Origin of the sequence: Acidovorax sp. DW039, from assembly GCF_037101375.1 — a bacterium.
In the GTDB taxonomy this organism is placed as follows: Bacteria; Pseudomonadota; Gammaproteobacteria; order Burkholderiales; family Burkholderiaceae_C; genus Acidovorax.
This window is the reverse complement of sequence record NZ_AP029019.1, coordinates 648,367-672,911: the sequence shown is the minus strand read 5'-3', so window position 1 is coordinate 672,911 and position 24,545 is coordinate 648,367. Positions and strand designations below refer to the sequence as shown.

The 24,545-nt window shown below is 64.8% G+C and carries 23 protein-coding genes; 17 read left to right on the top strand and 6 right to left on the bottom strand.

Going from position 1 to position 24,545, the window contains the following annotated elements; all coding sequences use genetic code 11:
* The first annotated feature begins 169 nt into the window (after positions 1 to 169).
* The 9 genes from AACH87_RS03020 to AACH87_RS02980 all read left to right on the top strand — a co-directional run bounded on the left by AACH87_RS03020 (position 170) and on the right by AACH87_RS02980 (position 11,375).
* Positions 170 to 2,116, top strand: a complete 1,947-nt coding sequence (locus AACH87_RS03020; protein WP_338797247.1) for an AMP-binding protein — start codon at positions 170 to 172, stop codon at positions 2,114 to 2,116.
* A 20-nt stretch (positions 2,117 to 2,136) separates the two neighbouring features.
* Positions 2,137 to 2,922, top strand: coding sequence for an ABC transporter ATP-binding protein (locus AACH87_RS03015; protein WP_338797246.1), 786 nt, complete (start codon positions 2,137 to 2,139; stop codon positions 2,920 to 2,922).
* Positions 2,923 to 2,937: 15 nt separating this feature from the next.
* Positions 2,938 to 3,867 (top strand): branched-chain amino acid ABC transporter permease, encoded by a 930-nt coding sequence (locus tag AACH87_RS03010; RefSeq protein WP_338797245.1) that lies wholly within the window; start codon positions 2,938 to 2,940, stop codon positions 3,865 to 3,867.
* A gap of 29 nt (positions 3,868 to 3,896) precedes the next feature.
* On the top strand, positions 3,897 to 4,973 hold the full coding sequence (locus AACH87_RS03005; RefSeq protein ID WP_338797244.1) for a branched-chain amino acid ABC transporter permease: 1,077 nt from the start codon (positions 3,897 to 3,899) through the stop codon (positions 4,971 to 4,973).
* A 43-nt stretch (positions 4,974 to 5,016) separates the two neighbouring features.
* Positions 5,017 to 6,345 carry an ABC transporter substrate-binding protein gene (locus tag AACH87_RS03000; protein WP_338797243.1) on the top strand — a complete coding sequence of 443 codons (1,329 nt, stop codon included), beginning with the start codon at positions 5,017 to 5,019 and terminating at the stop codon, positions 6,343 to 6,345.
* A gap of 223 nt (positions 6,346 to 6,568) precedes the next feature.
* Entirely contained in the window at positions 6,569 to 7,384 is an 816-nt protein-coding gene (locus AACH87_RS02995; RefSeq protein ID WP_338797242.1) for an ABC transporter ATP-binding protein, read from the top strand.
* 199 nt (positions 7,385 to 7,583) lie between these two features.
* A complete protein-coding gene (locus tag AACH87_RS02990; RefSeq protein ID WP_338797241.1) occupies positions 7,584 to 8,831 on the top strand; it encodes an AMP-binding protein in 1,248 nt (415 codons plus the stop codon).
* Between the two features lie 297 nt (positions 8,832 to 9,128).
* Complete coding sequence (locus AACH87_RS02985; RefSeq protein ID WP_338797240.1) at positions 9,129 to 10,118, top strand: tripartite tricarboxylate transporter substrate-binding protein; 990 nt, start codon at positions 9,129 to 9,131, stop codon at positions 10,116 to 10,118.
* A gap of 312 nt (positions 10,119 to 10,430) precedes the next feature.
* A complete protein-coding gene (locus AACH87_RS02980; RefSeq protein ID WP_338798834.1) occupies positions 10,431 to 11,375 on the top strand; it encodes a tripartite tricarboxylate transporter substrate binding protein in 945 nt (314 codons plus the stop codon).
* A gap of 54 nt (positions 11,376 to 11,429) precedes the next feature.
* On the opposite strand, the gene AACH87_RS02975 is transcribed toward AACH87_RS02980, so the two are convergent.
* The 3 genes from AACH87_RS02975 to AACH87_RS02965 all read right to left on the bottom strand — a co-directional run bounded on the left by AACH87_RS02975 (position 11,430) and on the right by AACH87_RS02965 (position 13,677).
* Positions 11,430 to 11,921: a YcxB family protein gene (locus tag AACH87_RS02975; protein WP_338797239.1), complete on the bottom strand. Its 492-nt coding sequence runs from the start codon at positions 11,919 to 11,921 to the stop codon at positions 11,430 to 11,432.
* Positions 11,922 to 12,163: 242 nt separating this feature from the next.
* Positions 12,164 to 12,502 (bottom strand): DUF1840 domain-containing protein, encoded by a 339-nt coding sequence (locus AACH87_RS02970; protein ID WP_338797238.1) that lies wholly within the window; start codon positions 12,500 to 12,502, stop codon positions 12,164 to 12,166.
* A 194-nt stretch (positions 12,503 to 12,696) separates the two neighbouring features.
* Complete coding sequence (locus tag AACH87_RS02965) at positions 12,697 to 13,677, bottom strand: EamA family transporter (RefSeq protein ID WP_338797237.1); 981 nt, start codon at positions 13,675 to 13,677, stop codon at positions 12,697 to 12,699.
* A gap of 70 nt (positions 13,678 to 13,747) precedes the next feature.
* On the opposite strand from AACH87_RS02965, the gene AACH87_RS02960 reads away from it, so the two are divergent.
* From AACH87_RS02960 to arsC, 3 genes are all read left to right on the top strand, one after another.
* Positions 13,748 to 14,233, top strand: a complete 486-nt coding sequence (locus AACH87_RS02960) for an Lrp/AsnC family transcriptional regulator (RefSeq protein WP_338797236.1) — start codon at positions 13,748 to 13,750, stop codon at positions 14,231 to 14,233.
* Positions 14,226 to 14,900 carry a DUF1045 domain-containing protein gene (locus AACH87_RS02955; RefSeq protein WP_338797235.1) on the top strand — a complete coding sequence of 225 codons (675 nt, stop codon included), beginning with the start codon at positions 14,226 to 14,228 and terminating at the stop codon, positions 14,898 to 14,900. The genes AACH87_RS02960 and AACH87_RS02955 overlap by 8 nt, the downstream gene beginning before the upstream one ends.
* Before the next feature lie 84 nt (positions 14,901 to 14,984).
* Entirely contained in the window at positions 14,985 to 15,350 is a 366-nt protein-coding gene (gene arsC / locus AACH87_RS02950) for an arsenate reductase (glutaredoxin) (protein WP_338797234.1), read from the top strand.
* A gap of 7 nt (positions 15,351 to 15,357) precedes the next feature.
* Here the strand turns inward: arsC and AACH87_RS02945 are convergent, their stop codons facing one another.
* Positions 15,358 to 16,020 carry a DNA-3-methyladenine glycosylase I gene (locus AACH87_RS02945; protein WP_338797233.1) on the bottom strand — a complete coding sequence of 221 codons (663 nt, stop codon included), beginning with the start codon at positions 16,018 to 16,020 and terminating at the stop codon, positions 15,358 to 15,360.
* A gap of 139 nt (positions 16,021 to 16,159) precedes the next feature.
* Between AACH87_RS02945 and AACH87_RS02940 the strand changes: the two genes are divergently transcribed.
* The 5 genes from AACH87_RS02940 to AACH87_RS02920 all read left to right on the top strand — a co-directional run bounded on the left by AACH87_RS02940 (position 16,160) and on the right by AACH87_RS02920 (position 22,884).
* The gene (locus AACH87_RS02940) at positions 16,160 to 17,278 is read left to right on the top strand and encodes an aminopeptidase (RefSeq protein WP_338798833.1); all 1,119 of its coding nucleotides are present in this window, start codon (positions 16,160 to 16,162) and stop codon (positions 17,276 to 17,278) included.
* A complete protein-coding gene (locus tag AACH87_RS02935; protein ID WP_338797231.1) occupies positions 17,271 to 17,579 on the top strand; it encodes a polyhydroxyalkanoic acid system family protein in 309 nt (102 codons plus the stop codon). Before AACH87_RS02940 ends, AACH87_RS02935 begins: the two co-directional genes overlap by 8 nt.
* 96 nt (positions 17,580 to 17,675) lie before the next feature.
* The gene (locus AACH87_RS02930) at positions 17,676 to 18,623 is read left to right on the top strand and encodes a hydroxymethylglutaryl-CoA lyase (protein WP_338797230.1); all 948 of its coding nucleotides are present in this window, start codon (positions 17,676 to 17,678) and stop codon (positions 18,621 to 18,623) included.
* Positions 18,620 to 20,446 (top strand): VRR-NUC domain-containing protein, encoded by a 1,827-nt coding sequence (locus AACH87_RS02925; RefSeq protein ID WP_338797228.1) that lies wholly within the window; start codon positions 18,620 to 18,622, stop codon positions 20,444 to 20,446. The genes AACH87_RS02930 and AACH87_RS02925 overlap by 4 nt, the downstream gene beginning before the upstream one ends.
* Positions 20,443 to 22,884 carry an ATP-dependent DNA helicase gene (locus tag AACH87_RS02920; RefSeq protein ID WP_338797226.1) on the top strand — a complete coding sequence of 814 codons (2,442 nt, stop codon included), beginning with the start codon at positions 20,443 to 20,445 and terminating at the stop codon, positions 22,882 to 22,884. Before AACH87_RS02925 ends, AACH87_RS02920 begins: the two co-directional genes overlap by 4 nt.
* Positions 22,885 to 22,909: 25 nt before the next feature.
* Here AACH87_RS02920 and AACH87_RS02915 read toward each other — a convergent pair whose 3' ends face one another.
* Together AACH87_RS02915 and AACH87_RS02910 are read right to left on the bottom strand one after the other, a co-directional pair.
* Positions 22,910 to 23,164 carry an acyl-CoA-binding protein gene (locus AACH87_RS02915; RefSeq protein ID WP_338797225.1) on the bottom strand — a complete coding sequence of 85 codons (255 nt, stop codon included), beginning with the start codon at positions 23,162 to 23,164 and terminating at the stop codon, positions 22,910 to 22,912.
* Positions 23,165 to 23,406: 242 nt separating this feature from the next.
* The gene (locus AACH87_RS02910; protein WP_338797224.1) at positions 23,407 to 24,507 is read right to left on the bottom strand and encodes a M14 family metallopeptidase; all 1,101 of its coding nucleotides are present in this window, start codon (positions 24,505 to 24,507) and stop codon (positions 23,407 to 23,409) included.
* Positions 24,508 to 24,545: the final 38 nt, after the last annotated feature.

The following is a 24,545-nucleotide window of genomic DNA, read 5'->3' as shown; positions in this document are numbered from 1 at the left end:
CACCCAAGGAGTAGTTTCCCGTAAATTGTCGTCGGCAAGACAAGATAACGTCAAAGTCCGTCCTAGCATTTGCAGCATACAGACAGTAGCGCAGCCCCAAGAACCTGTTCAAAGGCCGCGCACCAGAGTGTCCACGGGCCAGCAGGCCCTCACTTTCTAGGAACCTGCAATGTTGACCACGTTCCCGCTGCTATTGCTCAAGCACGCTGCCGAGCGCCCTACGGCCCCGGCGCTGCGCGAGAAGGAATACGGCATCTGGCAGACCCACAGCTGGGCAGACCTGGCCCAGTTGGTGGAAACCTTGGCTGCAGGACTTCACCAGGCCGGGCTGCAGCGCCATGAACACATGGTGGTGATTGGCGCCAACCGCCCGCGCCTGTACGCCACCATGCTCGCAGCCCAGTCGCTGGGGGCCATTCCGGTGCCGCTATACCAGGACGCGGTTGCGGCCGAATGCATCTTCCCGCTGAACAACGCCGAGGTGCGCTTTTGCCTGGTGGAAGACCAGGAGCAGGTGGACAAACTGCTGGAAATCCGTGAGCAATGCCTACGCATCAGCAACATCTACTACGACGACCCTCGCGGCCTGCGTAACTATCAGGAGCAAGGCCTGGCCGCGCTGGACTCTCTGGTCGAGACGGGCAAAACCTTCATTGCCCAGAACCCTGGCTGGTTCCGGGCCGAAGTGCAAAAGTCCACCCCCAACGATGTGGCCGCCATGTTCTTCACCTCTGGCACCACCGGCAACCCCAAGGGCGTGGTGCACACCCACAGCACCTTGCTGGACCGGGCTTCAGCAGGCGCAGAGTTTGACAAGCTCACCAGCAGCGAAGAAGTGCTGGCCTACCTGCCCCCGGCCTGGATCGGGCAGAACATCTTCAGTTACGCCCAGTGGCTGGCCTGCGGCTACGTAGTCAACTGCCCCGAGTCGGCCAGCACGGTGACCATCGACCTCAAGGAAGTGGGCCCCACCTACTACTTCGCGCCGCCCCGCATTTTTGAAGGTTTGCTGACCAGCGTGATGATCCGCATGGAAGATGCAGGTGCGTTGAAGCGCAAGATGTTCGAGGCCTGCATGCGTGTGGCCAAGCGCGTCGGTCCGGCCCTGATGGATGGACAGTCCGTGGGACTGCTGGACCGCATCAAGTACGCGCTGGGCAATGTGCTGGTGTATGGCCCGCTGCGCAACAACCTGGGCTTCAGCCGTGTGCGCGTGGCCTACACGGCTGGCGAGGCCATCGGCCCCGACCTGTTCACTTTCTACCGCTCCATCGGCATCAACCTCAAGCAGCTCTACGGCTCTACCGAAACCGCCGTGTTCGTGTGCCTGCAGCCCGACAACCAGGCGCGGGCAGACACCGTGGGCGTGCCCATCCGTGGGGTGCAGATCAAGGTGGCCGACAACGGCGAGATCATGGTCAAGTCCGCCGGGCTGCTCAAGGAGTACTACAAGAACCCCACTGCCACGGCAGAAGTGCTCACCGCTGACGGCTGGTACCACACCAGCGACGCAGGCTTTCTGGACGCGCACGGCCACCTCAAGATCATTGACCGCGTCAAAGACGTGGGCCGCATCATGGGTGGCGCCAATGACGGCGCCATGTTCGCGCCCAAGTATGTGGAGAACAAGCTCAAGTTCTTCCCGCACATCAAGGAAGTGGTGGCCCTGGGCGACAAGCGCGAGAAGGTGTGCGTGATGGTCAACATCGACTTCGACGCCGTGGGCAACTGGGCCGAGCGCCGCAACCTGCCCTATGCGGGCTACACCGATCTGGCGGGCAAGCCCGAGGTGTATGAGTTGATCCGCGAGTGCATTGAGAAGGTGAACGCCGACCTGGCCACCGACGCCATGCTCGCAGGCAGTCAGATCAGCCGGTTCCTGGTGCTGCACAAGGAGCTGGACGCTGACGACGGCGAACTCACCCGCACCAACAAGGTCCGCCGCGGTTTCATTGCCGAGAAGTACGCCGTGCTGGTCGATGCCCTGTACGCAGGCCGCTCGGAGCAGTACATCGAGACCCAGGTGAAGTTTGAGGACGGCCGCACCGGCAGCGTGAGCGCCACGCTCAAGCTGATGGACACGAAGACGTTCCCGCCCGTCAAGAGCGCAGCCTGAGCTGCGTCAGGAAGCACCCCATGAGCACCAAGAAGATCGGCGACGTCATCCTCGACGTCAAGAACATCAGCCTCCGGTTCGGCGGCGTGAAGGCGCTGACCGACATCTCTTTCAATGTGAAGGAGCACGAGATCCGCGCCATCATCGGCCCCAACGGCGCGGGCAAGAGCTCCATGCTCAACTGCATCAACGGCGTTTACACGCCGTCCGAAGGCTCCATCACCTTTCGGGGCAAGACCTTTGACCACATGAACTCGCGCCAGGTGGCCGAGATGGGTGTGGCGCGCACGTTCCAGAACCTGGCGCTGTTCAAGGGCATGAGCGTGATCGACAACATCATGACCGGCCGCAACCTCATGATCAAAAGCAACCTGCTGCTGCAGGCGCTGCGCATCGGGCCGGCCGAGCGCGAGGAAATCCGCCACCGCGAATACGTCGAACACATCATCGACTTCCTCGAAATCCAGGCCTACCGCAAGACCCCCGTGGGTCAACTGCCCTACGGCCTGCAAAAGCGCGTGGACCTGGGCCGCGCACTGGCCATGGAGCCGCAGGTGCTGCTGCTCGATGAACCCATGGCCGGCATGAACGTGGAAGAGAAGCAGGACATGTGCCGCTTCATCCTGGACGTGAACGACGAGTTTGGCACCACCATCGTGCTGATCGAGCACGACATGGGTGTGGTGATGGACATCAGCGACCGCGTGGTGGTGCTGGACTACGGCAAGAAGATCGGCGACGGCAGCCCCGACGAGGTGCGCAGCAACGAAGACGTGATCCGCGCCTATCTGGGCACCAGCCACTGATCGGGAGAACAACACATGGCATTCTTTCTCGAAACCCTGATCGGCGGCCTGATGGCCGGCATGCTGTATTCGCTGGTGGCGCTGGGCTTTGTGCTGATCTACAAGGCCTCGGGCGTGTTCAACTTTGCCCAAGGCGCCATGGTGCTGTTTGCAGCCCTGGCCATGGCCCGCTTTGCCGAGTGGATACCGAAGTGGACGGGCATTGACAACCCCATCGTGGCCAATCTGGCGGCTTTTGTGATCGCGGGCGCCATCATGTTCGTGGTGGCCTGGCTGATTGAAAAACTGGTGTTGCGCCATCTGGTCAACCAGGAAGGTGCCACGCTGCTGATGGCTACGCTGGGCATCACCTACTTCCTCGAAGGCCTGGGCCAGACGCTGTTCGGCAGCGACATCTACAAGATCGATGTGGGCATGCCCAAGGACCCGATCTTTGCGCTGGAGTCCATGTTCCAGGGGGGCATCCTGATCAACAAGGAAGACGTGATTGCCGCGGCCATTGCCGCCGCGCTGGTGGCCCTGCTGTCGGTGTTCTTCCAGAAGACCTCCACCGGCCGCGCCCTGCGCGCCGTGGCCGACGACCACCAGGCGGCCCAATCCATCGGCATCCCGCTCAACCGCATCTGGGTGATCGTGTGGTGCGTGGCAGGCGTCGTGGCCCTGGTGGCCGGGATGATCTGGGGCAGCAAGCTGGGCGTGCAGTTCTCGCTGACCACCGTGGCCCTGCGTGCGCTGCCGGTGGTGATCCTGGGCGGCCTGACCTCGGTGCCCGGCGCCATCATCGGCGGGCTGATCATCGGCGTGGGCGAGAAGCTGTCGGAGGTGTACCTGGGCCCTTATGTGGGCGGGGGCATCGAGATCTGGTTTGCGTATGTGCTGGCGCTGGTGTTTCTTCTCTTCAGGCCTCAAGGGCTCTTCGGAGAGAAGATCATTGATCGCGTCTGAACCATAACAAAAACAACAGGAGACACACCATGCTCTACCGCGAAAACGGCCAGTTCAAGACCAGCTACCGCGCCGACCAGCAGATCTTCCCCATCGCGCAGGACCGCATTGCCATCGGGCTCATCCTCGCCGTGGCCTTCCTGGTGGTTCCTGCGTTGGCCAGCGACTACATCTTCCGCGCCATCCTGATCCCCTTCGTCATCATGGCGCTGGCGGCTCTGGGGGTGAACATCCTGGTGGGCTACTGCGGGCAGATCTCGCTGGGCTCGGGCGCCTTCATGGCCGTGGGGGCCTACGGGGCCTACAACTTCTTTGTGCGCTTTCCGGGCATGCCGCTGATTCCGGCGCTCATCCTGGGCGGACTGTGCGCCACGTTCTTCGGCATCCTGTTCGGGCTGCCCAGCCTGCGTGTGAAAGGCCTGTACCTGGCGGTGGCCACGCTGGCGGCGCAGTTCTTCAGCGACTGGATGTTTTTGCGCATCAAGTGGTTCACCAACAATTCCGACTCGGGCTCGGTGTCGGTGACCAACCTGCAGGTGCTGGGTATGCCGATTGAAAGCGCCACCAGCAAGTACCTGTTCTGCCTGGCGATTCTGGTGGTGGTGGCGCTGCTGGCCAAGAACCTGGTGCGCGGCGCGATTGGCCGCGAGTGGATGGCCATCCGCGACATGGACGTAGCCGCTGCGGTGATCGGCATCCGCCCCATGTACGCCAAGCTCAGTGCCTTCGCCGTCAGCTCCTTCATCGTGGGCATGGCCGGTGCGCTGTGGGCCTTTGTGCACCTGGGCGCCTGGGAGCCCGCAGCGTTCTCGGTGGAGGTGTCGTTCCGCCTGCTCTTCATGGTCATCATCGGTGGCCTCGGCTCCGTCATGGGGGCGTTCTTTGGTGCGGCCTTCATCGTGGTGCTGCCCATCTTCCTGAACCAGTTCCTGCCTGCATTCATGGGGCTGTTTGGTGTGGAGATTTCCACCGCCGGCATCTCGCACGCCGAGCTGATGATCTTTGGCGCGCTCATCGTCTGGTTCCTCATCGTCGAGCCCCACGGCCTGGCCAAGCTGTGGTCCACCGCCAAGCAGAAGCTGCGCCTGTGGCCCTTCCCGCACTGATTTCCTCCCCGTGCTTCAACACATTCATCCAAAGGAGACATCCATGAAGCTTTCGAAAATCGTGATCGCCGCTGCGGTGGTTGCAGCAGGTGCGTCGTCCGTGGCGACGAGCGCCTTCGCGCAAGCCAAGGAACAGTTCTTCCCGCTGCTGTCGTACCGCACGGGGCCGTATGCGCCCAACGGTGTGCCATGGGCCAACGGCAAGCAGGACTACATCAAGATGATCAACGCCCGCGATGGCGGCATCAACGGCGTGAAGCTCACCTTTGAAGAATGCGAAACCGGCTACGCCACGGACCGGGGCGTGGAGTGCTACGAACGCCTCAAGAGCCGCCCTGGCGTCTCGCTGTTCGACCCCCAGGCCACCGGCATCACCTTCGCGCTGACCGAGAAGGCCCCGGTGGACAAGATCCCGCTGATGACGCTGGGCTATGGTTTGTCGGTAGCGCAGGACGGGCAGGCGTTCAAGTGGAACTTCCCGTTCATGGGCAGCTACTGGACAGGAGCAGACATCCTGATCCAGCACCTGGGCAAGGTCAACGGCGGGCTGGACAAGCTCAAGGGCAAGAAGATCGCCCTGGTCTACCACGACAGCCCGTTTGGCAAAGAGCCCATCCCGGTGCTGCAAGAGCGCGCCAAGATGCACGGCTTTGAGCTGCAGATGCTGCCCGTGACAGCGCCCGGCGTGGAACAAAAAGCCACTTGGCTGCAGGTGCGCCAAAGCCGCCCCGACTACGTGCTGCTGTGGGGCTGGGGCGTGATGAACTCCACCGCCCTGAAGGAAGCCCAGGCCACCGGCTACCCGCGCGACAAGATGTATGGCGTGTGGTGGGCTGGTGCTGAGCCTGATGTGCGCGACGTGGGCGAAGGTGCCAAGGGCTACAACGCGCTGGCACTGAATGGCTATGGCCAGCAGAGCAAGGTGATGCAAGACATCCTGAAGCACGTGCACGACAAGGGCCAGGGCACAGGGCCGAAGGACGAAGTGGGCTCGGTGCTGTACACCCGCGGCGTCATCATCCAGATGCTGGCCGTGGAAGCCGTGCGCCGCGCACAGGAGCGCTTTGGCAAGGGCAAGGTCATGACCGGCGAGCAAGTGCGCTGGGGCATGGAAAACCTGGCCCTGGACCAGAAGAAGCTGGATGCGCTGGGTTTCAACGACGTGATGCGCCCTCTGTCCACCAGCTGCGCCGACCACATGGGCTCCACCTGGTCGCGCGTGCACACCTGGGACGGCAAGAAGTGGAACTTCTCTTCGGACTGGTACCAGGCTGACGAGCAGATCCTCAAGCCCATGGTGAAGGCTGGCGCAGACAAGTACCTGGCCGACAAGAAGATGGCGCGGCGCGAGGCCTCTGATTGTCAGAGCTAAGGACATCCCCCTGAGGCGCTACGCGCCTTCCCCCTTCTCTCGAATCGCTGCGCGATTCGGGAAGGGGGACGCCACCGGTGCGGCGGGGCGGCCCTTGCACGGTGGCCCCGGTATTTGGGCAGCGACCGTATCAAGGGTCAGCGACGAAGCGGTTGCCTTTGGGCAGCCGCCAATCGAAAGGGTTGCATCGCAATCTTTTCGATTGGCACAGCGAAGGAACACCATGGACTCTTCCAACAGCAATATCGTTCTCAACGTCAACGGCATCGAGGTCATTTACAACCATGTGATCCTGGTGCTCAAGGGCGTCTCGCTGCAGGTGCGGGAAGGGTCCATCGTGGCCATCCTGGGGGGCAACGGGGCGGGCAAGACGACCACGCTGCGCGCCATCTCCAACCTGCTCAAGGGCGAGCGGGGCGAGGTGACCAAGGGCAGCATCGAGCTGCGGGGTGAGCGCATCGAAAACCTCTCGCCCGCCGATCTCGTCAAGCGCGGTGTGGTGCAGGTGATGGAGGGGCGGCACTGCTTTGCCCACCTGACGATCGAAGAGAACCTGATGACAGGCTCTTACACCCGCACCAGCAAGGGCGAGATCGAGGCCAACCTAGAGAAGGTCTACAACTACTTTCCGCGCCTGAAAACGCGCCGCACCTCGCAGGCGGCTTACACCTCGGGCGGCGAGCAGCAGATGTGCGCCATTGGCCGCGCGCTCATGGCCAACCCCAGCATGGTGCTGCTGGACGAGCCCTCGATGGGGCTGGCGCCGCAGATCGTGGAAGAGGTGTTCAACATCGTCAAAGACCTGAACACCAAGGAGAAGGTGACCTTCCTGCTGGCCGAGCAGAACACCAACATGGCGCTGAAGTACGCGGACTACGGCTACATCATGGAAAGCGGCCGCGTGGTGATGGACGGTGCCGCCAGCGACCTGGCCAGCAACGAGGACGTGAAAGAGTTTTACCTGGGCGTGGGCGGCGGCGAGCGCAAGAGCTTCAAGGACGTGAAGAGCTACAAGCGGCGCAAGCGCTGGCTGGCCTGACATGCCCCCTGTGGCGCTGCGCGCCTTCCCCCTCAGGGGGACGCACCCGGTGGCCTGGCCAAGCCAGCTCCACGGGTGCGCTGGCGGTGGCCGCGCCCCAACCCCAAGCATTCACTCTCAATTTCATAGCTGCTTGCGCTTGATGGACGGGCGCTAGAGGCCAATTTCACTTCAAACCACCTCACAAGGAGCCCTGGGCATGAGCACGTTTTATGACGCCTTGGAAACCCGCAACCCTGCGGAGCGTGAAGCGGCGCTGATGGCGGCGCTGCCGCAGCAGGTGGCGCATGCGCAGCAGGCATCCCCCGCGTTCGCCAGCATTCTGGCGGGGGTGGATGCAGCAGCGATCACCAGCCGTGCGGCGCTGGCCCAGCTGCCCGTCACGCGCAAATATGAGCTGCTGGAGCGCCAGCAGGCGGGCCGTGCCACCAACGTGTTTGGCGGCTTCAGCGCGCTGGGCTTTGGGCCGGGCATGACGCGGGTGTTTGCCAGCCCCGGCACCATTTACGAGCCCGAGGGCACACGGCCTGATTACTGGCGCATGGCGCGAGCCATTCACGCGGCGGGCTTCCGGCGCGGCGAGCTGATCCACAACAGCTTCAGCTACCACTTTGTGCCTGCGGGCTCGATGATGGAGACCGGCGCGCATGCGCTGGGCTGCACCGTGTTCCCCGGCGGCACGGGGCAGACCGAACAGCAGGTGCAGGCCATGGCCGAACTGCAGCCTGCGGGCTACATCGGCACGCCCAGCTTTCTCAAGATCATCATCGAGAAGGCAGCCGAGATGGGCGTGGCCCTGCCTACGGTGACCAAGGCGCTGGTCTCGGGCGAGGCGTTTCCGCCCAGCCTGCGCGACTGGTTTGCCGAACGTGGCATTGCGGGCTACCAGTGCTACGCCACGGCCGACCTGGGGCTGATCGCCTATGAGACCAGCGCTCGCGAAGGGCTGGTGCTGGACGAAGGCGTGGTCGTCGAGATCGTGCGCCCCGGCACGGGCGACCCGGTGCCCGAGGGCGAGGTGGGCGAGCTGGTCATCACCACGCTCAACCCCGACTACCCGCTCATCCGCTTTGGCACCGGCGACCTGTCGGCCGTGCTGCCCGGCCAGTGCCCCACAGGGCGCACCAATGTGCGCATCAAGGGCTGGATGGGCCGGGCCGACCAGACCACCAAGGTGCGCGGCATGTTCGTGCACCCGGGGCAGGTGGCGCAAATCGTCAAACGCTTCCCGCAGGTGCAACGCGCACGCCTGGTGGTCAGCGGCGAAATGGCCAACGACCAGATGGTGCTGCAGGTGGAAACCGTGGAGACCGCCGAAGGCCTGGCGCGCCAGCTCAGCGAAGCCATCCGCGACGTGACCAAGCTGCGCGGCGATGTGCAGATGGTGCCGCCCGGCACCTTGCCCAACGATGGCAAGGTGATTGAGGACGCACGCAGCTACCGCTGACCCGGCCAGGGGCCTGTGCGGCCCGTGAGGGGCACACTGCCCATCAGCGGTTGACGTGTCGCAAAAGCCCCTCGCAAACACCCCATGGTTTGCCCTGATAGGCAGCGCCCCGAGGGCTGTTTCAGGGCAGGGTTTTCCCTTGCATTAGCTATCAATTCAATAGCTGCCAGCGCTTTATCCAAAAGCATTACAGGCGTTTTTCTCTTAAAAAAACCACACGGTACGGGCTAAGTACTACCCGTAGTACAGGGGAAAAAGCCCATGGCTATCATGGCGCCGTCATTCACAGGAGCTTCCATGAAAACATTGCAGAAACTCACGCTGGCTGCTGCGGCAGTGCTCGTCGCCTTCGGTGCCCAGGCGCAGGAGTTCCCGTCCAAAGACAAGACGATCACCATCGTGGTGCCCTACGCCGCTGGCGGCCCCACCGACCGCGTGGCCCGTGATCTGGCCGAAGCGCTGCGCAAACCCCTGGGCGGGGTGAGCGTGGTGATCGACAACGCCGCAGGTGCAGGCAGCACCATCGGCAGCGCCAAGGTGGCCCGCGCCACACCCGACGGCTACACGCTGCTGCTCAACCATGTGAGCATGGCCACCATGCCCACCATGTACCGCAAGCTGTCCTTCAACGTGGCCAACGACTTCGAGTACCTGGGCATCATCAACGACGTGCCCATGACGCTGATCGCCAAGCCCAGCATGCCTGCCAACAACTACAAGGAGCTGTCGACCTGGCTGCAGCAGAACAAGGGCAAGATCAACCTGGGCAACGCGGGCCAGGGCTCTGCATCGCACCTGTGCGGCCTGATGTTCCAGAGCGCGCTGCAGATCGACATGGTTCCCGTGCCCTACAAGGGCACTGCGCCTGCCATGACCGACCTGATTGGTGGCCAGATCGACCTGCTGTGCGACCAGACCACCAACACCACCTCGCAGATCGAAGGCAAGAAGGTCAAGGCTTATGCCGTGACCACGACCAAGCGCCTGACAACGCCTGCACTGAAAGATCTGCCCACGCTGGCCGAATCGGGCGTGAAGGACTTCAGCGTCACCATCTGGCACGGCCTGTACGCCCCCAAGGGCACGCCCGCTGCGGTGGTCACCAAGCTGAACGAAGCACTGAAGACCGCATTGAAGGACCCCGACTTCATCAAGAAGCAGGAAGGCCTGGGCGCTGTGGTGGCCACCGACAAGCGCGTCGAATCTGCAGAGCACAAGAAGTTTGTGCTGGCCGAGATGGAGAAGTTTGGTACGGTGATCAAGGCTGCGGGTTCTTACGCAGACTGATCCACTTCACCCCTGCTCTGGCTTGAATCCAACCAGAGCACCCCACAAGCCGCCGTGCACCGCGCACGGCGGCTTTTTCTTTGGCGCTCAGAGTCTGTCCACCGTGACTGCGCTACATCAACCGACCTGCACCAAATACAAGGCCTTGGGGTTATCCATCTGCACAGAAAGTGGCGCACAGCATTAAAAGCTATGTATGCATAACAACCCTCTCCGCAGGAAGGCCACCTCATGACATCCCCTCTGCACCCCGCCCTCCGCCGCCGTGGAGCGCTGACGCTGCTGTGCGCAGTGTTGGGCTCCGCCGCCTTGATGGCCCCCTCTCACGCCCAGTCGGGCTGGCCCAACAAGCCGGTGCGCATCATTGTTCCGTTTGCCCCCGGTGGCACCACCGACATCCTGGCGCGCGCCATGGCACCGGAGCTGGGCCGCGCGTTCGGGCAGCCCTTCATTGTGGAAAACCGGGCAGGCGCTGGCGGCAACGTGGGGGCCGAGGCGGTGGTCAAGTCGGCCAACGATGGCTACACCCTGCTGATGGGTACGGTGGGCACGCACGGAATCAACCGCGCGCTGTATGCCAAGCTGCCCTACGACCCGATCAAGGACTTTGTGCCCATCACGCTGGTGGCTGCCGTGCCCAATGTGATGGTGATGAACCCCGACAAGGCCAAGGCTCTGGGGGTGAGCAATGTGCAGGACTTCATCAAGGCCGCCAAGGCCAACCCCGGTAAGCTGAACATGGCGTCCAGCGGCAACGGCACCTCCATCCACCTGGCGGGGGAGCTGTTCAAGAGCATGACGGGCACCTTCATGCTGCACCTGCCCTACCGTGGCTCGGGCCCGGCGCTGATGGACATGGTGGCGGGCAATGCCGATGTGATGTTTGACAACCTGCCCTCGTCCATGGCCCAGATCAAGGCGGGGAAGCTGGTGGCGCTGGCGGTAACCAGCAGCGAGCGCTCTGCAGCCCTGCCCGATGTGCCCACGGTGGAACAGGCTGGCGGCCCGGCACTCAAGGGCTACGAGGCCAGCTCCTGGTTTGGCCTGCTGGCCCCGGCGGGAACGTCTGCGGATATCGTCAACCGCATTCAGCAGGAAACGGCCAAGGCCCTGGCCAGCCCCGCGGTGAAAGAGCGGCTGATGGCCCAGGGTGCCATTCCCGGTGGCAACACGCCTGCGGAGTTTGCGCGGCATATTGAGCGCGAACACCAGAAGTGGGCGCAGGTGGTCAAGGTGTCAGGCGCGAAGGTGGACTGAAACCCGGCGAACAGCGGTGCGTGGGGAGGCCCTGAACACAGCCTCTCCACTCCATCAGCGAACCTGTGCCCCCGCGGCGGTCAGCCGGGCCAGCATGAAATCCTGCATGTCTTGCGCGATGCGGGCCGTGGGCAGGGTGATGAATTGAGCAGGCGACAGGAGCAGCAGCCAGAAGCCGTCACAGCGCCACACCTGCTCCACAGCCGTCCATGGCAGCGAGGCCTTGCCCGCGCCAGATTCCACGGTCAGGTTCGCCTCATCCACACGGAGCTGGGCCACGGGCTGGCGCATGGCGCGCAGCTTGGCCAGCGCGTTGCGGTAATGCACGGTGTAGACCGCCACCATCATGGCGCAGCCGAAGAACAGGACCGTGCCGATCATTCCCTCCTGCCAGCCGCGCTGCCCCCGCGCCAGCAGGTAGACCAAGAACACCGCCATGGCCAGGCACACCCAAGGCAAGCGCCGACCCACGGTACGCCGCCAGTACACACCGACGGCGGATTGCACCAGGGCTTTGTCGTAGTGGAGTTCTGCATGCAAGGACATGGGCCGAGGATAGCCCGTCAGAGTCTGTTGAACTCGGCAACCATGCCAGAGGAGCTTTGTGAGTGGCTCCTTCAAGGATGTCCTGCATAACCCTCGCGAGTCGGTGGTAGTGCGGATCGGGAGGGGCCGCAAGGCGTCTTTTTGCAGCCAATAGCCCGGCTATTGGCAAGAAAAGCAACGCAGCGGACTGCCCGAGGCCGCGCTATCACCGACCGCAGGGAGTTATGCAGAACAACAGCCTCTTACACGCCCCACACCACGTCGCGCCCCTCTTCCAGGCTGCGGCGCAACAAGTCGATAAAAGGCGCTGCGCGCTGGTGCAGGCGCACGACCTCCCGGCGGTCATCATCAGCGGCTGCTTCGGGGTCTGAGGAGGCCTCTTCGGCCAGCGGGGCATCACGCAAGCGTGCCTCATCCGCCGCCACCCCGGCCTGCAGGGCCGCAATGGCAGCGGGAATCTGGGCCACGGTGATGACGCCCGTGGGCCCGGCCTCCTTGCCGATGATCTGCAGGATGGTCCGCGCATGCGGCTCCAGCAGGATCAGATCGGCGGCAGCGCGGGATTTGAATTTGTAGAGCATGGGTTCCAACACTTGGGCAAAAGAGGTCCCAAGCCTAACGCGGCCGTGCCGGGGCTGGTATCAGCGCAGGCCGATAGCTTGTGTCAGCCCGTGTATGGCAGGTGCAGTCTTCAAGACCAGCTTCATCGCAACAAAAAAGGCCCCAGCGCACATCCAATCTGCGCAGGCAGCTACAAAAACAGGAGCAACTCAGATCAGGCTTGCCGGGATGTCCCGCCGGATGTCCCCACCCCACGCAGCCAGGGCGCCACGCTGCGCTGCCAAAAGACCAGCACCGCAGGCCCGTACATGATGCAGACCAGCGCGGCCGCGATGAGCGGCAGGGCGGCAAACACCCAGCCTGTCAGCAACTCGCCCCCCAGCACCACCCCCACCAGCAGGGCCACGGCAGGATTCACAAACGAGTAGCTGCCCGCCAGCGCGGCCGATGCGTTCTGCAGCAACCACAGGTAGGCGTTGAGGGCGATCAGCGTGCCAAACACCACCAGATAAACCCAGGCCGCCCACGACTTGGCCGTGACCTGGGCCAGGGCAGAGGCTGGCTCCACCCAAGCAGCCGTCACCAGACACAGCAGGCCGCCCACCAGCCACTGGGCGGATGCCGCCATGGCGGGCGCAGGCAGTTCCAGCTTGCGCGAGGCGTAGGAGCCCACGCTCCAGCACAGCGGCGCGCCAAAGGCAAACAGCGCCCCCTGCCAGGTGGCAGAAAAATCCCCTTCCAGCGCCAGCAGCAAGGCGCCGATCACGCCCAGCGCCAGGCCCACCCAGCTGGTCAGAGGCACCCGCTCGCCGCCCCAGCGCGTCCACAGCGCCAGCCACATGGGCATGGTGGTGACCACCGTGGCCATGAGGCCCGAACCAATGCCCAGCTTTTGCGCCAGGCCCACACAGTTCATGGCGCCAAACACCATAAGTGCGCCCACCAGCGCGGCATTTCGCCACTGCAGCAGCGTAGGCAGGCGGTGCCCCTGCCACAGCGCCACCAGCAGCATGATGCCGCCCGCGCACAAAAAGCGGATGGCGGTCATCCACAGTGGTGGCATGCTCTGCAATGCGATGCCAATGGCAAAGTACGTGGTGCCCCACACCACGTACACCAGCAACAAAGCCAGAAGCAGCGCGCCCGAACGGCCCAGACGCCAGGATGGCTGTTGCGCATTGAAAAATGTCGGCATATTCTCCACCTGACCGAATAATTTATGGACAAACCGCGTTTTTAGGAATTTTTACCGGAAATTCACCCGCATGCAAGCAAATATTCAGACAGATGAGATGGACGCCAGAATTATTTCGGCTCTTGGCGAAGACGGCCGTCGTTCTTACGCCGACGTGGGGGCTGAGGTGGGGCTGTCCACTGCCGCTGTGCACGAGCGGGTGAAAAAGCTGCTGGACAAAGGCGTGATCCGCCGCTTTTCCATCAGCGTCGATCCGGAACGTGTCGGGCTGAACTTCACGGCGTTTGTCGCCATCCGCAACGATGGCGGCATCCACTGCCGGGACGTGGCCCCCCGCCTACGCGCCATGCCCGAGGTGGAGGAGCTGCACAGCGTGGCCGGTGAGTACGACTTTCTGGCCAAGATCCGCACCACCCACCCGCGGGCGCTGGAGGACGTGATCTACCAGATCAAGTCCATTGCTGGGGTGGCCCGCACCACCAGCACCGTGGTACTGAACACCGAGTTTGAAGACCGCCCGCTGGACCTGGGCTGGCTGGCCAAGACGAATGGCTGAGCCCCAGCCTCCAGGCGGGGCCGCACCACATTTCCCCCGTTATGCCCTGGCCTACGCGCCCAACCCGGGCACCCTGGGCTGGCTGGCGGGCAGCCACTGGCTGGGGCGCTGCGCCGCGCAGGCCCAGCCCATGGAGCAACTGCGCATCGAAGGCATTGCGCCCGAGGCCCTGCACATGCTGACGGCAATGCCGAGGCAACTGGGTTGGCGCGCTGCCTGGGTGCCTGACTTTGCCCTGGCCCCGGGACGCGACTGGCTGGACCTGCAGCACGCCGTGCACCACCTGGCACAGCGCCTGGCCCCACGGCCTGTGCCCATGCTGCAGGTGCGCGTGCACGAAGGCTGCCTGGCACTGGCCCCCGGCCCGGCAGACGCAGCCCATGCAGAACTGCAAGCCATGGCGGCCACCTGCGCGCAGGCGCTACAGGGCATTGCGGCCGATGCGGCAACCGCCACAGGCGCAGTGACCGCGCCCTACCTGTTTCACCTGCCGCTTACGGGCCCTTTGCATCTGGTCCCCGCCGAGACGCAAACACTGGTGCAAGAAGTAGCACAGGACTTTTTTGCCGACCTGCCCCCGCTGCGCATCGACAGCCTGGCCCTGTTCTCACAGGCCAGCCCGCACAGCGACTTTGTGCTGCTCGACCACCTGGAACTGCGGGGTTGAAGGCGCGCGACCCGTCCCCCACTTGCCTGCGGCTCCGACGCATGCATCCCAGCGCCCGTCACAGTTTTCGCCATCACTGAAACCATGCCCAACACTGCATTCACCCTGTACCACAACCCTCGCTGCGGCACGTCGCGCAATGTGCTGTCGCTGCTGCAAGAGCGCGGTATCGAGCCCCAGGTCATCGACTACCTGAAGAACCCGCCCGACCGGGCCACGCTGCAGGCGCTGGCACAGGCCACCGGCGAGCCCGCGCTGGGCCTGGTGCGCACCAAAGAGCCCCTGTTCAAAGAGCTGCAACTGGACGCCCCTGGCGTGACGGATGCCCAGCTGCTCGACGCCATCGCAGCCCACCCCATCCTGCTGAACCGGCCGGTGGTTGCGTCACCGCAAGGTGCCAGGGTCTGCCGCCCGGCCGAAAAGGTGCTGGATTTGCTGCCCTCTCGGTAGGCAGCCCTCAAGGCCGCACAAAGTCTGCCCGGGCCTTCAGTGCCAAGGGGCGGGCGTGGCACCCCTCCAGGTGATCGTTCACCAGCCCCATCGCCTGCATGAAGGCGTAGACCGTGGTGGGGCCCACAAAGCTCCAGCCCCGCTTTTTCAGGTCTTTGGACATGGCGACCGACGCTGCCGAGGTGGACAGCGTGCGCGCCACCTCGCGGGTCAGGCGCTCGGGCCGGTCGGCGGTGGCGGGTTCGTAGCTCCACACGTAGCGGGCCAGCGAACCGAACTCGCGGCGCAGCTCCAGCACCCGGCGGGCGTTGTTGATGGTGGACTCGATCTTGCCGCGGTGGCGCACGATGCCTGCGTCCTGCACCAGTCGCTCCACATCGGCTGGGTCAAACGCTGCCACTTGCTCGGCATCGAACTGGGCAAAGGCGGCGCGAAAACCCTCGCGCTTGTTCAAAATGGTGAGCCAGCTCAGGCCTGACTGGAACCCTTCGAGGCAGATTTTCTCGAACAGCCGCCGGTCGTCCGCCACCGGGAATCCCCATTCATGGTCGTGGTAGTGACGGTACAGCGGCGATGCCTGGCACCAGCTGCAGCGCGGGCAAGCGGCCTCATCGGCAAACAGCCCTTCGGGCAAAGAAGATGCTTCGGCAGGGGTGGCGTGATCAGTCATCGTGTCATTCTAGGAAGCCGCCGTGCCAGGCTGCTGCCAGCATTGGGCGCTGCATTAACCTTGCCTCTCTATGCCTTCACGCTCCCTCATCTCCCGTCCCACGCTCGCCCGCCGGGCCCGCAAGGGCTTTGTCGTGGCCATGGGTGCCCTGTTACTGGGTAACTTACTGGGCGGCTGCGCAGCCAGCCACAGCACGCTGGGGTACTACTGGCAGTCGGTGCACGGGCACCTGCAGCTCATGGGGGCCGCACAGCCGGTGGATGAGTGGATGGCCCGCAGCGACATTTCTGCCCCCCTGCGCCAGCGCCTGGAGCTGGCACAGCGCGCGCGCCAGTTCGCCATCACCGAGCTGCACCTGCCCGACAACGCCAGCTACCGCCGCTATGCAGACCTGAAGCGCCCCGCTGCGGTGTGGAATGTGGTGGCCGCCCCGCCGGATGCGCTGAAGCTGCACACCTGGTGCTTTCCGTTCACCGGCTGTATCGGCTACCGGGGTTACTTTGATGAGCGCGATGCCCAAGCCGAAGCCCAGCTGCTGGCCCGGCAAGGGCTGGAGGTGGATGTGTACGGCGTGCCCGCCTACTCCACCCTGGGGTACATGAACTGGGCCGGGGGCGATCCTCTGCTGTCCACCTTCATCGCCTGGCCCGAGGGCGAATTTGTACGTCTGCTGTTCCACGAACTGGCGCACCAGGTGGTCTATGCCAAGGGCGACACCCTCTTCAACGAATCTTTCGCCACCGCGGTGGAGCGGCTGGGCAGCGCGCGCTGGCTGGCCACGCACAGCACGCCCGAGGTGCGCGCCGCCTTTGCCGCCAGCGAGGTGCGGCGCAGCGCGTTTCGCACGCTCACCCGGGCCACGCGCGCACGGCTGGCCGCAATTTATGAGCAAAAAGGCACTGCAGCGCTTACAGATCAAGCGCTGGTAGCTATGAAAAATGAAGCAATGCAGGCTTTTCGCGCCGAGTACGCCAGCCTGCGCGCCCAGTGGCTGCAGCCTGTAGAGGGCGCTCCCGCCGTGACCCCGGCACAGATTGCGGGCTACGACCGCTGGGTTACCAAAGCCAATAACGCCAGCTTTGCCGCCCAGGCCGCGTATGACGAGCTGGTGCCCGGCTTTGAAGCCCTGTTCGAGCGCGAGGGGCGCGACTGGCCGCGGTTTTATGATGCGGTCCAACAACTCACCCAACAGCCTTTGCCCCAGCGCCACGACGCGCTGCGTGCGCTTGCCCCACCCAAGGAGAACCCCGGTGCCTGACCTTCACATCCAACGCGACCACCAACTCGGCCTGACCAAGGCCCGCGAAGTGGCGCGCCACTGGGCCCGCAAGGCCGAGGAAAAATTCGACATGGAATGCACCTACGAGGAAGGCGAAACCCAGGACACCCTGAGCTTCAGCCGCGCAGGCGTGAGCGGTACCCTGCGGGTGGATGCAGGGCAGTTCGACATGCACGCCAAGCTGGGCTTCCTGTTCGGTTCGTTCAAGGACCGCATCGAAGCAGAAATCGGCAGCCAGCTTGATGCCCTGCTGGGCACCACCCCACCCACCACTGCATAAGAGCGCCTCTGGCGTCGTTGTTCCGTCGGGTCAAACCCGTTCAGGTCCGCGTCGCCAGGTTGTGTCAGCCGCTCCCAGTTTCACGAAACCGCCCCCATGACCACGCCCCACGTACTCATCAGCGAAGTCGGCCCGCGCGACGGCCTGCAGTCCATCGCCACCACCATGCCCACAGCCCACAAGCTGCGCTGGATTGACGCGCTGGTGACGGCAGGTCTGCGTGAAATTGAAGTCGGCTCCTTCGTGCCCGCCAGGCTGCTGCCGCAGATGGCCGATGTGGCTGAAGTGGTGCACCATGCCGTGGCCCAGCACCCGCACATCACCGTGATGGCGCTGGCCCCCAACCTGCGTGGGGCCGAAGCCGCCTTGCAGGCTGGCGTGCAGAAGGTGACGCTACCCGTGTCTGCCAGCGAAGCGCATTCGCTGGCCAACGTGCGCAAGACACCCGCCGCCATGGTGCAGGAGCTGCAGGCCGTGGTGCAACTGCGGGCCGACACCGCACCGCAGGCGCTGATCGAGGTGGGCCTCTCGACCGCCTTTGGCTGCACCCTGCAGGGGCTGGTGCCCGAGGACGACGTGATCCGCCTGGCGGTGCAATGCGCCGAGGCGGGGGTGGATGAGGTGGGCCTGTCGGACACCACCGGCATGGCCAACCCTGCACAGGTGCGCCGCCTGTTCACCCGCCTGCGCGCCGAGCTGGGCCCCAAGGCAGGCGCGGCCCACATGCACAACACCCGCGGCCTGGGCCTGGCCAACTGCCTGGCCGCCTATGACGTGGGCGTGCGCACCTTCGACGCATCGCAAGGCGGCCTGGGCGGCTGCCCCTACGCGCCCGGTGCATCGGGCAATGTGGTCACCGAAGACCTGGTCTTCATGTTCGAAGCCATGGGCATTGCCACGGGCTTGGATTACGAGCGCCTGCTGCTCGCGCGGCAAGCCCTGCAGGCAGGACTGCCCGAAGAGCCCCTGTACGGCATGACCCCGCTGGCAGGCCTGCCCAAGGGGTGGACGGGCGGCACTGCCGCCATGCCCGAGGGCAGATGACCCCCACAGACCCGCAAGCAGCCCCCACGGCCCCGCACCGGCTGTACTACCTGCACAACTTTCGCCGCGCCCTGGACTGGATCAGCGCACGCTACCCGGACGTGCTGGGCGAGAGCGAGCACGCCTTTGCCAGCCGCTTTGCCACGCTGCCCCAGCCCGCGCAGGCACTGATGGTACGACTGGTGATGCGGCGGGGCCCCTGGTTCCGCGCAAGCCGCCTGGCCTACGACGAGATTGGCGATGTGCAAGCCGCCGCCGCCCCGCTGCTGGCCGCGGGCTGGCTGGATGCAGATGCCCCCATGACCCTGGACGAGCTGGGCACGGTGCACACCCTGCCAGAACTGCGCGCGCTGTTTCGCCCGGCCCACCCGCAGGGGCTGCAAGGTGCGATGTTCCGTACGCTCCCCAAGCCCGCGCTGCTGGCCGCCTTGCGCACCTTGCACCCTGCAGCTCAACCCTATGCACAGTGGTGCCCCGGCGGGGGCGATGCCGCATGGCGTGTCACCGTGGGAGACATCTGCACCCGGCTGCGGCTCATGTTCTTTGGCAATCTGTACCAGGACTGGTCAGAGTTTGTGCTGGCCGACCTGGGCCTGTTCCGCTACGAGACCGTGCCGTTCGATGCCCACTCGCGCGCCTTTCAGAGCCGGGCCGATGTGGACCACTACCTTGCCCTGCAAAAGCACCGAGATGCGCTCGACGAGGATGCCCCAGTGGACCATGCCGCCTTGCTGCACACGGTGCAGCAGTGCACCAGCGCCAACCCCTGGCTGGAACGCCGCCGGGCCAAGCTGCTGATGCGCATCGGGCAGGCGTGCGAGAAGGCCCAGAACTGGCCGCTGGCCGCGCAGGCCTACGCCAGCAGCCAGCACCCGGGGGCCCGGCACCGCCACATCCGGGTGCATGAGCGCATGGGCTTGCCTGAGCAGGCCCTTCGCCTGGCCCTGCAGGCGCAGGCTGCGCCAGAGAGTGAGGAAGAAAGCCAGCGCCTGGCACGCATGCTGCCGCGCCTGGTGCGCTGCGCCCCACAGACAGGGGCACCGCTGCACCTGCCAAGGCAGCGCCGCACCCGTCTGCAGGCAAGCCTGCCCACACCGCTCGACATCACGCTGCCCCGCCCCACCCGTCCTGCCCCGGCCATCAATGCAGACGCGCCACTGCAGCCAGAACCCACCGTGGAATGGGCGCTGCGCAACCACTGGCATACCGAGGCTGCGCCCGTTTTCTACACAGAGAACGCGCTCATCAACAGCCTGTTCGGCCTGCTGTGCTGGCCAGCCCTGTTTGCGCCGCTGCCCGGGGCGTTCTTTCACCCCTTCCAAAGCGGCCCGGCCGACCTGGATGCTCCGGACTTTGTGGCGCGCCGCGCGGATCTGTTCACGCAATGCCTGCAGCAGCTGGACGATGGCAGTTACCGCGGCACCCTCTTGCAGCGCTACGAAGACAAGCACGGCCTGCAGTCGCCGTACGTGTTCTGGAGTGCGCTGACCCGACCCCTTCTGGCCCTGGCGCTGCAGTGCATTCCGGCGGCGCACCTGCGCCTGTTTTTTGCACGCATGTTGCAAAGCCCGGTGGCCCACCGCACCGGCTTTCCGGATCTGGTGCGCTTTTGGCCTGCCGAGCAGCGCTATGCCCTGGTGGAGGTGAAAGGCCCCGGCGACAAGCTGCAGGACAACCAGATCCGCTGGCTGCAGTACTGCCATTACCACGGCCTGCCCGCCACGGTGTGCCATGTGCGCTGGCAAGAGCACCCCACCGCCAGAGCGCATCCCGCTCCCCCTGGAGCCCTCTCGGCACCGGGTACTGCACGGAATGCGACATGACTGACGCAGCCCCCACAGTCGTCACAGTCGTCACGGCCGACACCCCGTCTGACGTTACGTGCCCGGCCAGTGCCCCCCCGCCGCCGGCCGTAGCGCTCTCCGTGTCCGTGCGCGCCCTGTGCGAGTTCACAGCCCGTGCGGGCGACCTGGACCTGCGCTACACCCCCGCCCCCAGCGCGCTCGAAGGCATGGAGGGCCACCGGCTGGTGCAGGCGCGGCGCGGGCCGGGGTACGAGGCCGAAGTGCCGCTGTCGGGAGCCTTGGGCGCCCTGGTGGTGCGGGGCCGGGCTGACGGCTTTGATGCTGCACGCCAGCAACTGGAAGAGATCAAGACCTACCGGGGCGACCTGGACAGCGTGCGCCCCCACCAGCGCGCGCTGCACTGGGCACAGGCCCGCGTGTACGGGCACCTGATGTGCCAGGCCCGGGCACTGGACCGCATCCACGTCGCCCTGGTGTACGCACAGACCGGCACCGGCCACGAGACCGTGCTGGTGGAAACCCACACGGCCGCTGATCTGCAGGCCTTTTTTGAGGACCTGTGCACCCGCTTTCAGGACTGGGCCCGCAGCGAACTGCAGCACCGGCAAGCGCGCGATGCTGCCCTGGCTGCGCTGACATTTCCGCACGGGGCCTTTCGGGCGGGGCAGCGCGACCTGGCTGTGGCGGTGTACCGCAGCGTGCGGGCTGATGCAGGCCAGTGTCTTCTGGCGCAGGCTCCCACGGGTATCGGCAAGACGCTGGGCACCCTCTTTCCCATGCTGCAGGCCAGCGCCCGCAAGGGGCTGGACAAGCTCTTCTTCCTCACCGCCAAGGGCACAGGCCATGCACTGGCCCTGGAGGCCTTGGCGCGGGTGCAGGCCCAGCTGGCGGTGCCGCACACGGCCCATGCGCAACCCGCCCCTTTGCCGCCCCAGCCAGCCACCCTGCGCGTGCTGGACGTGCTGGCCCGCGACAAGGTGTGCGAGCACCCGGACAAAGCCTGCCATGGCGAATCCTGCCCGCTGGCCCAAGGCTTTTACGACCGCCTGCCCGCTGCGCGCAACGCCCTGCAGCAACGCGCAGGCATGTGGGATGGAGCCACAGTGCGCGCCGAAGCACTGACCCATCGCATCTGCCCCTATTACCTGGCGCAGGAGATGACCAAGTGGTGCGATGTGGCGGTGGCGGACTACCACTACTACTACGACAGTGCCGCCATGCTGTATGCGCTGACGGTATCGCGCCAATGGAAGGTGGGAGTGCTGGTGGACGAAGCCCACAACCTGCCCGATCGCGCCCGGCGCATGTACACCGCAGAACTGCAACCCCACACCCTGGCAGAGGCGCGGCGCACAGCCACTGGCGCAGTGCGCAAGGCGCTGGACAAAGTGCAGCGCAGCTGGAGTGCCCTGCAGCGCGAGCAGGACACCGCGTACCGGGCTCTGCCAGAGCTGCCTACAGACCTGACCACGGCCGTTGAGCGCGCCATCGGTGCTGTGGCGCAAGCCCAGTCTGAAGCCCCCTTGCTGCCCGGCGACCCGGTGCTGACCTTTTACCTGGAGGCGCTGCACTTTGCCGCCATGGCCGAACAGTTCGGCACCCACGCGGTGCTGGACGTGAGCCTGCATCCGCCGCACACCGGCGGCGCCCGCAAGGGTGTGCACAGCACCCTGTGCATCCGCAATATCGTGCCAGCCCCGCACCTGCAGCCGCGCCATGCCGCAGCGCAGTCCAGCGTGTTTTTCTCGGGCACGCTCACCCCTGCCCATTACTACCAGGACCTGCTCGGGCTTCCGGCTGAAACACCGTTTGTGGATGTGGATTCGCCCTTCCACGCAGGGCAGCTGGCCGTGCAGGTGGTGGGCCATGTATCCACCCGGTATGCGGACCGGGACCGCTCGCTACTGCCGCTGGTGGAGGTGCTGGCCGCCCAGTACGCGTTGCAGCCGGGCAACTACCTGTGCTTTGCCAGCAGCTTTGACTACCTGCAGCGCATTGCCCTCGCATTGCAGGGGCACCACCCCGAGATACCCCAGTGGCAGCAGACTGCGGGCATGGACGAGGCCGAACGTGCGGCCTTCCTCCAGCGCTTTCAGGAGGGAGGCCAAGGCATGGGCTTTGCCGTGCTGGGCGGGGCTTTTTCTGAGGGGGTGGACCTGCCTGGACACCGGTTGATTGGTGCGTTCATCGCTACGCTTGGGCTGCCGCAGATCAACCCTGTGAACGAGCAGATGCGCCGCGCCATGGACCTGCACTTTGGCAGCGGCAAGGGCTATGACTACACCTATCTGTACCCGGGCCTGCGCAAGGTGGTACAGGCCGCCGGTCGCGTCATCCGCACCGAGCAGGACCGGGGCGTGGTGTTTCTGATGGATGACCGCTACCAGCGCGCCCAGGTGCGCGCGCTGCTGCCGAGCTGGTGGCATGTGCTCGACCCAAAACAAAAGCGGCCCTGAGGCCGCTTTACTAACAACGCTGGGATCAGCGCAGAGACTCGATCAGTTCGATGTACTGCTGCTTGGCAGTGTCTGCGTCCGTGCCCTTGAGCTTTTCCCAGGCCTCCCACTTGGCGCGGCCCACCACGTCGGAGAAGCTGGGCTTCTTCTCGGTGTTGTCACCTGCCGTAGCCTGCTTGTACAGGGCATAAATCTTGAGGAGCGTGGGATTGTCAGGGCGCTCGGACAGGTTCTTGGAGTTGGCAACGGCAGCTTCAAAAGTGGCGTTCAGGTCGGACATGCGGTGTCTCCGTAGGAATAGGGAAAGGATGCGAAAAACAGGCCCGTACGATCTTACGGCGGGCTCGGTGCCATGCGGCTACACCCCGATGAGCGAGCGACGCACACACGACATTAGGATGCAGCTGCGCACCCGGCGGACTGTGCCCATGCCATGCAGAGTCGCCAAACCAATTACTATATTTTTGATAGCTGCTTGCGCTTTATCCATGAGCGCTGCATACAATTTTCATCTATACCCTATCAGCCTGCCACCAGCCCATCCACCGCCTGGAACAGCGACTGCCTTGCCTGGCTGACGATCTGCCCTTTCCACTCATCCGTATCGGTATAGAAGGCTGCCAGCATATGCGCCTTGATCTGCGCCGCCAGCTCGGCCGGGGCTTCGGGGTGGATATTGAGCCAGTGCTCGGCGCGCAGGGCCTGGATGACTTCGGTGACGGGTACGGTGCCGTACTCCATGGCAATGCCGGTGTACTCGGCCTGCGGGCACTCGTCGTAGATGGCGGTCCACATCAGGCCGGTGAGGAAGGCCGAGGTGGAAGATCCGTCATAAATGGAGGTGACGGGCGTGGCACCGCCACCATCCCACCAGCGGCGGGCGCGCTGCACGGCCGCTGCGTCGTCTTTGCCTGCGTAGATCCGCTCACCCAGGCCGCTGGGGCCCAGGCCGGTGTGCAGGTCAATCCAGGCCACCTGCTTGGCGCGTTGGCCGTGCTCACGCAACACCTGCCGAAGCGTCTGGTTGCTCCAGGTGGGCGCAGTGCCGCCAAAGAACAGGCCTTGTGGAAACTCGTGCTGCCCGCGGGTGATGGCCGCTTGCCAGGCGGCCTCGCCCCGCTCTGCCAGAAACGCCTGCACGGCGCGGGTGTTGGCAGCGTCAGGCGGCCACACATCGGGCAGCAGCAGGTGGGCGACCTCGCGGTAGGCGTCGTTGCGGGGCAGCGGCTCTTTGAAAGAGTGGAAGTTGCGGTTGAGGTCCACGTTTTCGTGCGTGGTGCGGCGAACGTGCGAAAAGCCATACGGGTTGAGGGCATGGATGTAGAGCACGGCCACGCCCGCATCCCGCGCCTTGGCGCGCCATTCGGCGTCGTGCAGGGCAAACACCTGCACACCGCTGCCGCAGTAGCCCTCCACCCCGTGGCAGGCGCTGCTGACGATGAGCAGCTTGTCGGCATCCGGCACCCCGTCCAGCGCCACATCCATGGCCAGCACCTCCCCCTCGCGCCCAGGCAGCGGGTGCACATGGGATTCCAGAGCCAGCCCGCCAGCCGCTGCAGCCTCCAGAAACTTCTTGCGGGCGATGGCGTAGGTGGGAGAGAACGCTTGAGGGATACCGATCATGGAGAGGTGCTTTCAATCAATGTTCAAAGAAGCCAATG

Excerpts from the sequence above, each read along its gene's own strand:
- AACH87_RS02965 (WP_338797237.1), bottom strand. The coding sequence starts at position 13,677 with ATGCCGACATTTTTCAATGCGCAACAGCCATCCTGGCGTCTGGGCCGT.
- AACH87_RS02945 (WP_338797233.1), bottom strand. The coding sequence starts at position 16,020 with ATGACTGATCACGCCACCCCTGCCGAAGCATCTTCTTTGCCCGAAGGG.
- AACH87_RS02925 (WP_338797228.1), top strand. The coding sequence starts at position 18,620 with ATGACCCCCACAGACCCGCAAGCAGCCCCCACGGCCCCGCACCGGCTG.
- AACH87_RS03000 (WP_338797243.1), top strand. The coding sequence starts at position 5,017 with ATGAAGCTTTCGAAAATCGTGATCGCCGCTGCGGTGGTTGCAGCAGGT.
- AACH87_RS02960 (WP_338797236.1), top strand. The coding sequence starts at position 13,748 with ATGCAAGCAAATATTCAGACAGATGAGATGGACGCCAGAATTATTTCG.
- AACH87_RS02995 (WP_338797242.1), top strand. The coding sequence starts at position 6,569 with ATGGACTCTTCCAACAGCAATATCGTTCTCAACGTCAACGGCATCGAG.
- AACH87_RS02910 (WP_338797224.1), bottom strand. The coding sequence starts at position 24,507 with ATGATCGGTATCCCTCAAGCGTTCTCTCCCACCTACGCCATCGCCCGC.
- AACH87_RS03005 (WP_338797244.1), top strand. The coding sequence starts at position 3,897 with ATGCTCTACCGCGAAAACGGCCAGTTCAAGACCAGCTACCGCGCCGAC.
- AACH87_RS02920 (WP_338797226.1), top strand. The coding sequence starts at position 20,443 with ATGACTGACGCAGCCCCCACAGTCGTCACAGTCGTCACGGCCGACACC.
- AACH87_RS02955 (WP_338797235.1), top strand. The coding sequence starts at position 14,226 with ATGGCTGAGCCCCAGCCTCCAGGCGGGGCCGCACCACATTTCCCCCGT.
- AACH87_RS02990 (WP_338797241.1), top strand. The coding sequence starts at position 7,584 with ATGAGCACGTTTTATGACGCCTTGGAAACCCGCAACCCTGCGGAGCGT.
- arsC (WP_338797234.1), top strand. The coding sequence starts at position 14,985 with ATGCCCAACACTGCATTCACCCTGTACCACAACCCTCGCTGCGGCACG.
- AACH87_RS03010 (WP_338797245.1), top strand. The coding sequence starts at position 2,938 with ATGGCATTCTTTCTCGAAACCCTGATCGGCGGCCTGATGGCCGGCATG.
- AACH87_RS02970 (WP_338797238.1), bottom strand. The coding sequence starts at position 12,502 with ATGCTCTACAAATTCAAATCCCGCGCTGCCGCCGATCTGATCCTGCTG.
- AACH87_RS02985 (WP_338797240.1), top strand. The coding sequence starts at position 9,129 with ATGAAAACATTGCAGAAACTCACGCTGGCTGCTGCGGCAGTGCTCGTC.
- AACH87_RS02980 (WP_338798834.1), top strand. The coding sequence starts at position 10,431 with ATGGCCCCCTCTCACGCCCAGTCGGGCTGGCCCAACAAGCCGGTGCGC.
- AACH87_RS02940 (WP_338798833.1), top strand. The coding sequence starts at position 16,160 with ATGGGTGCCCTGTTACTGGGTAACTTACTGGGCGGCTGCGCAGCCAGC.
- AACH87_RS02930 (WP_338797230.1), top strand. The coding sequence starts at position 17,676 with ATGACCACGCCCCACGTACTCATCAGCGAAGTCGGCCCGCGCGACGGC.
- AACH87_RS02915 (WP_338797225.1), bottom strand. The coding sequence starts at position 23,164 with ATGTCCGACCTGAACGCCACTTTTGAAGCTGCCGTTGCCAACTCCAAG.
- AACH87_RS03015 (WP_338797246.1), top strand. The coding sequence starts at position 2,137 with ATGAGCACCAAGAAGATCGGCGACGTCATCCTCGACGTCAAGAACATC.
- AACH87_RS02975 (WP_338797239.1), bottom strand. The coding sequence starts at position 11,921 with ATGTCCTTGCATGCAGAACTCCACTACGACAAAGCCCTGGTGCAATCC.
- AACH87_RS03020 (WP_338797247.1), top strand. The coding sequence starts at position 170 with ATGTTGACCACGTTCCCGCTGCTATTGCTCAAGCACGCTGCCGAGCGC.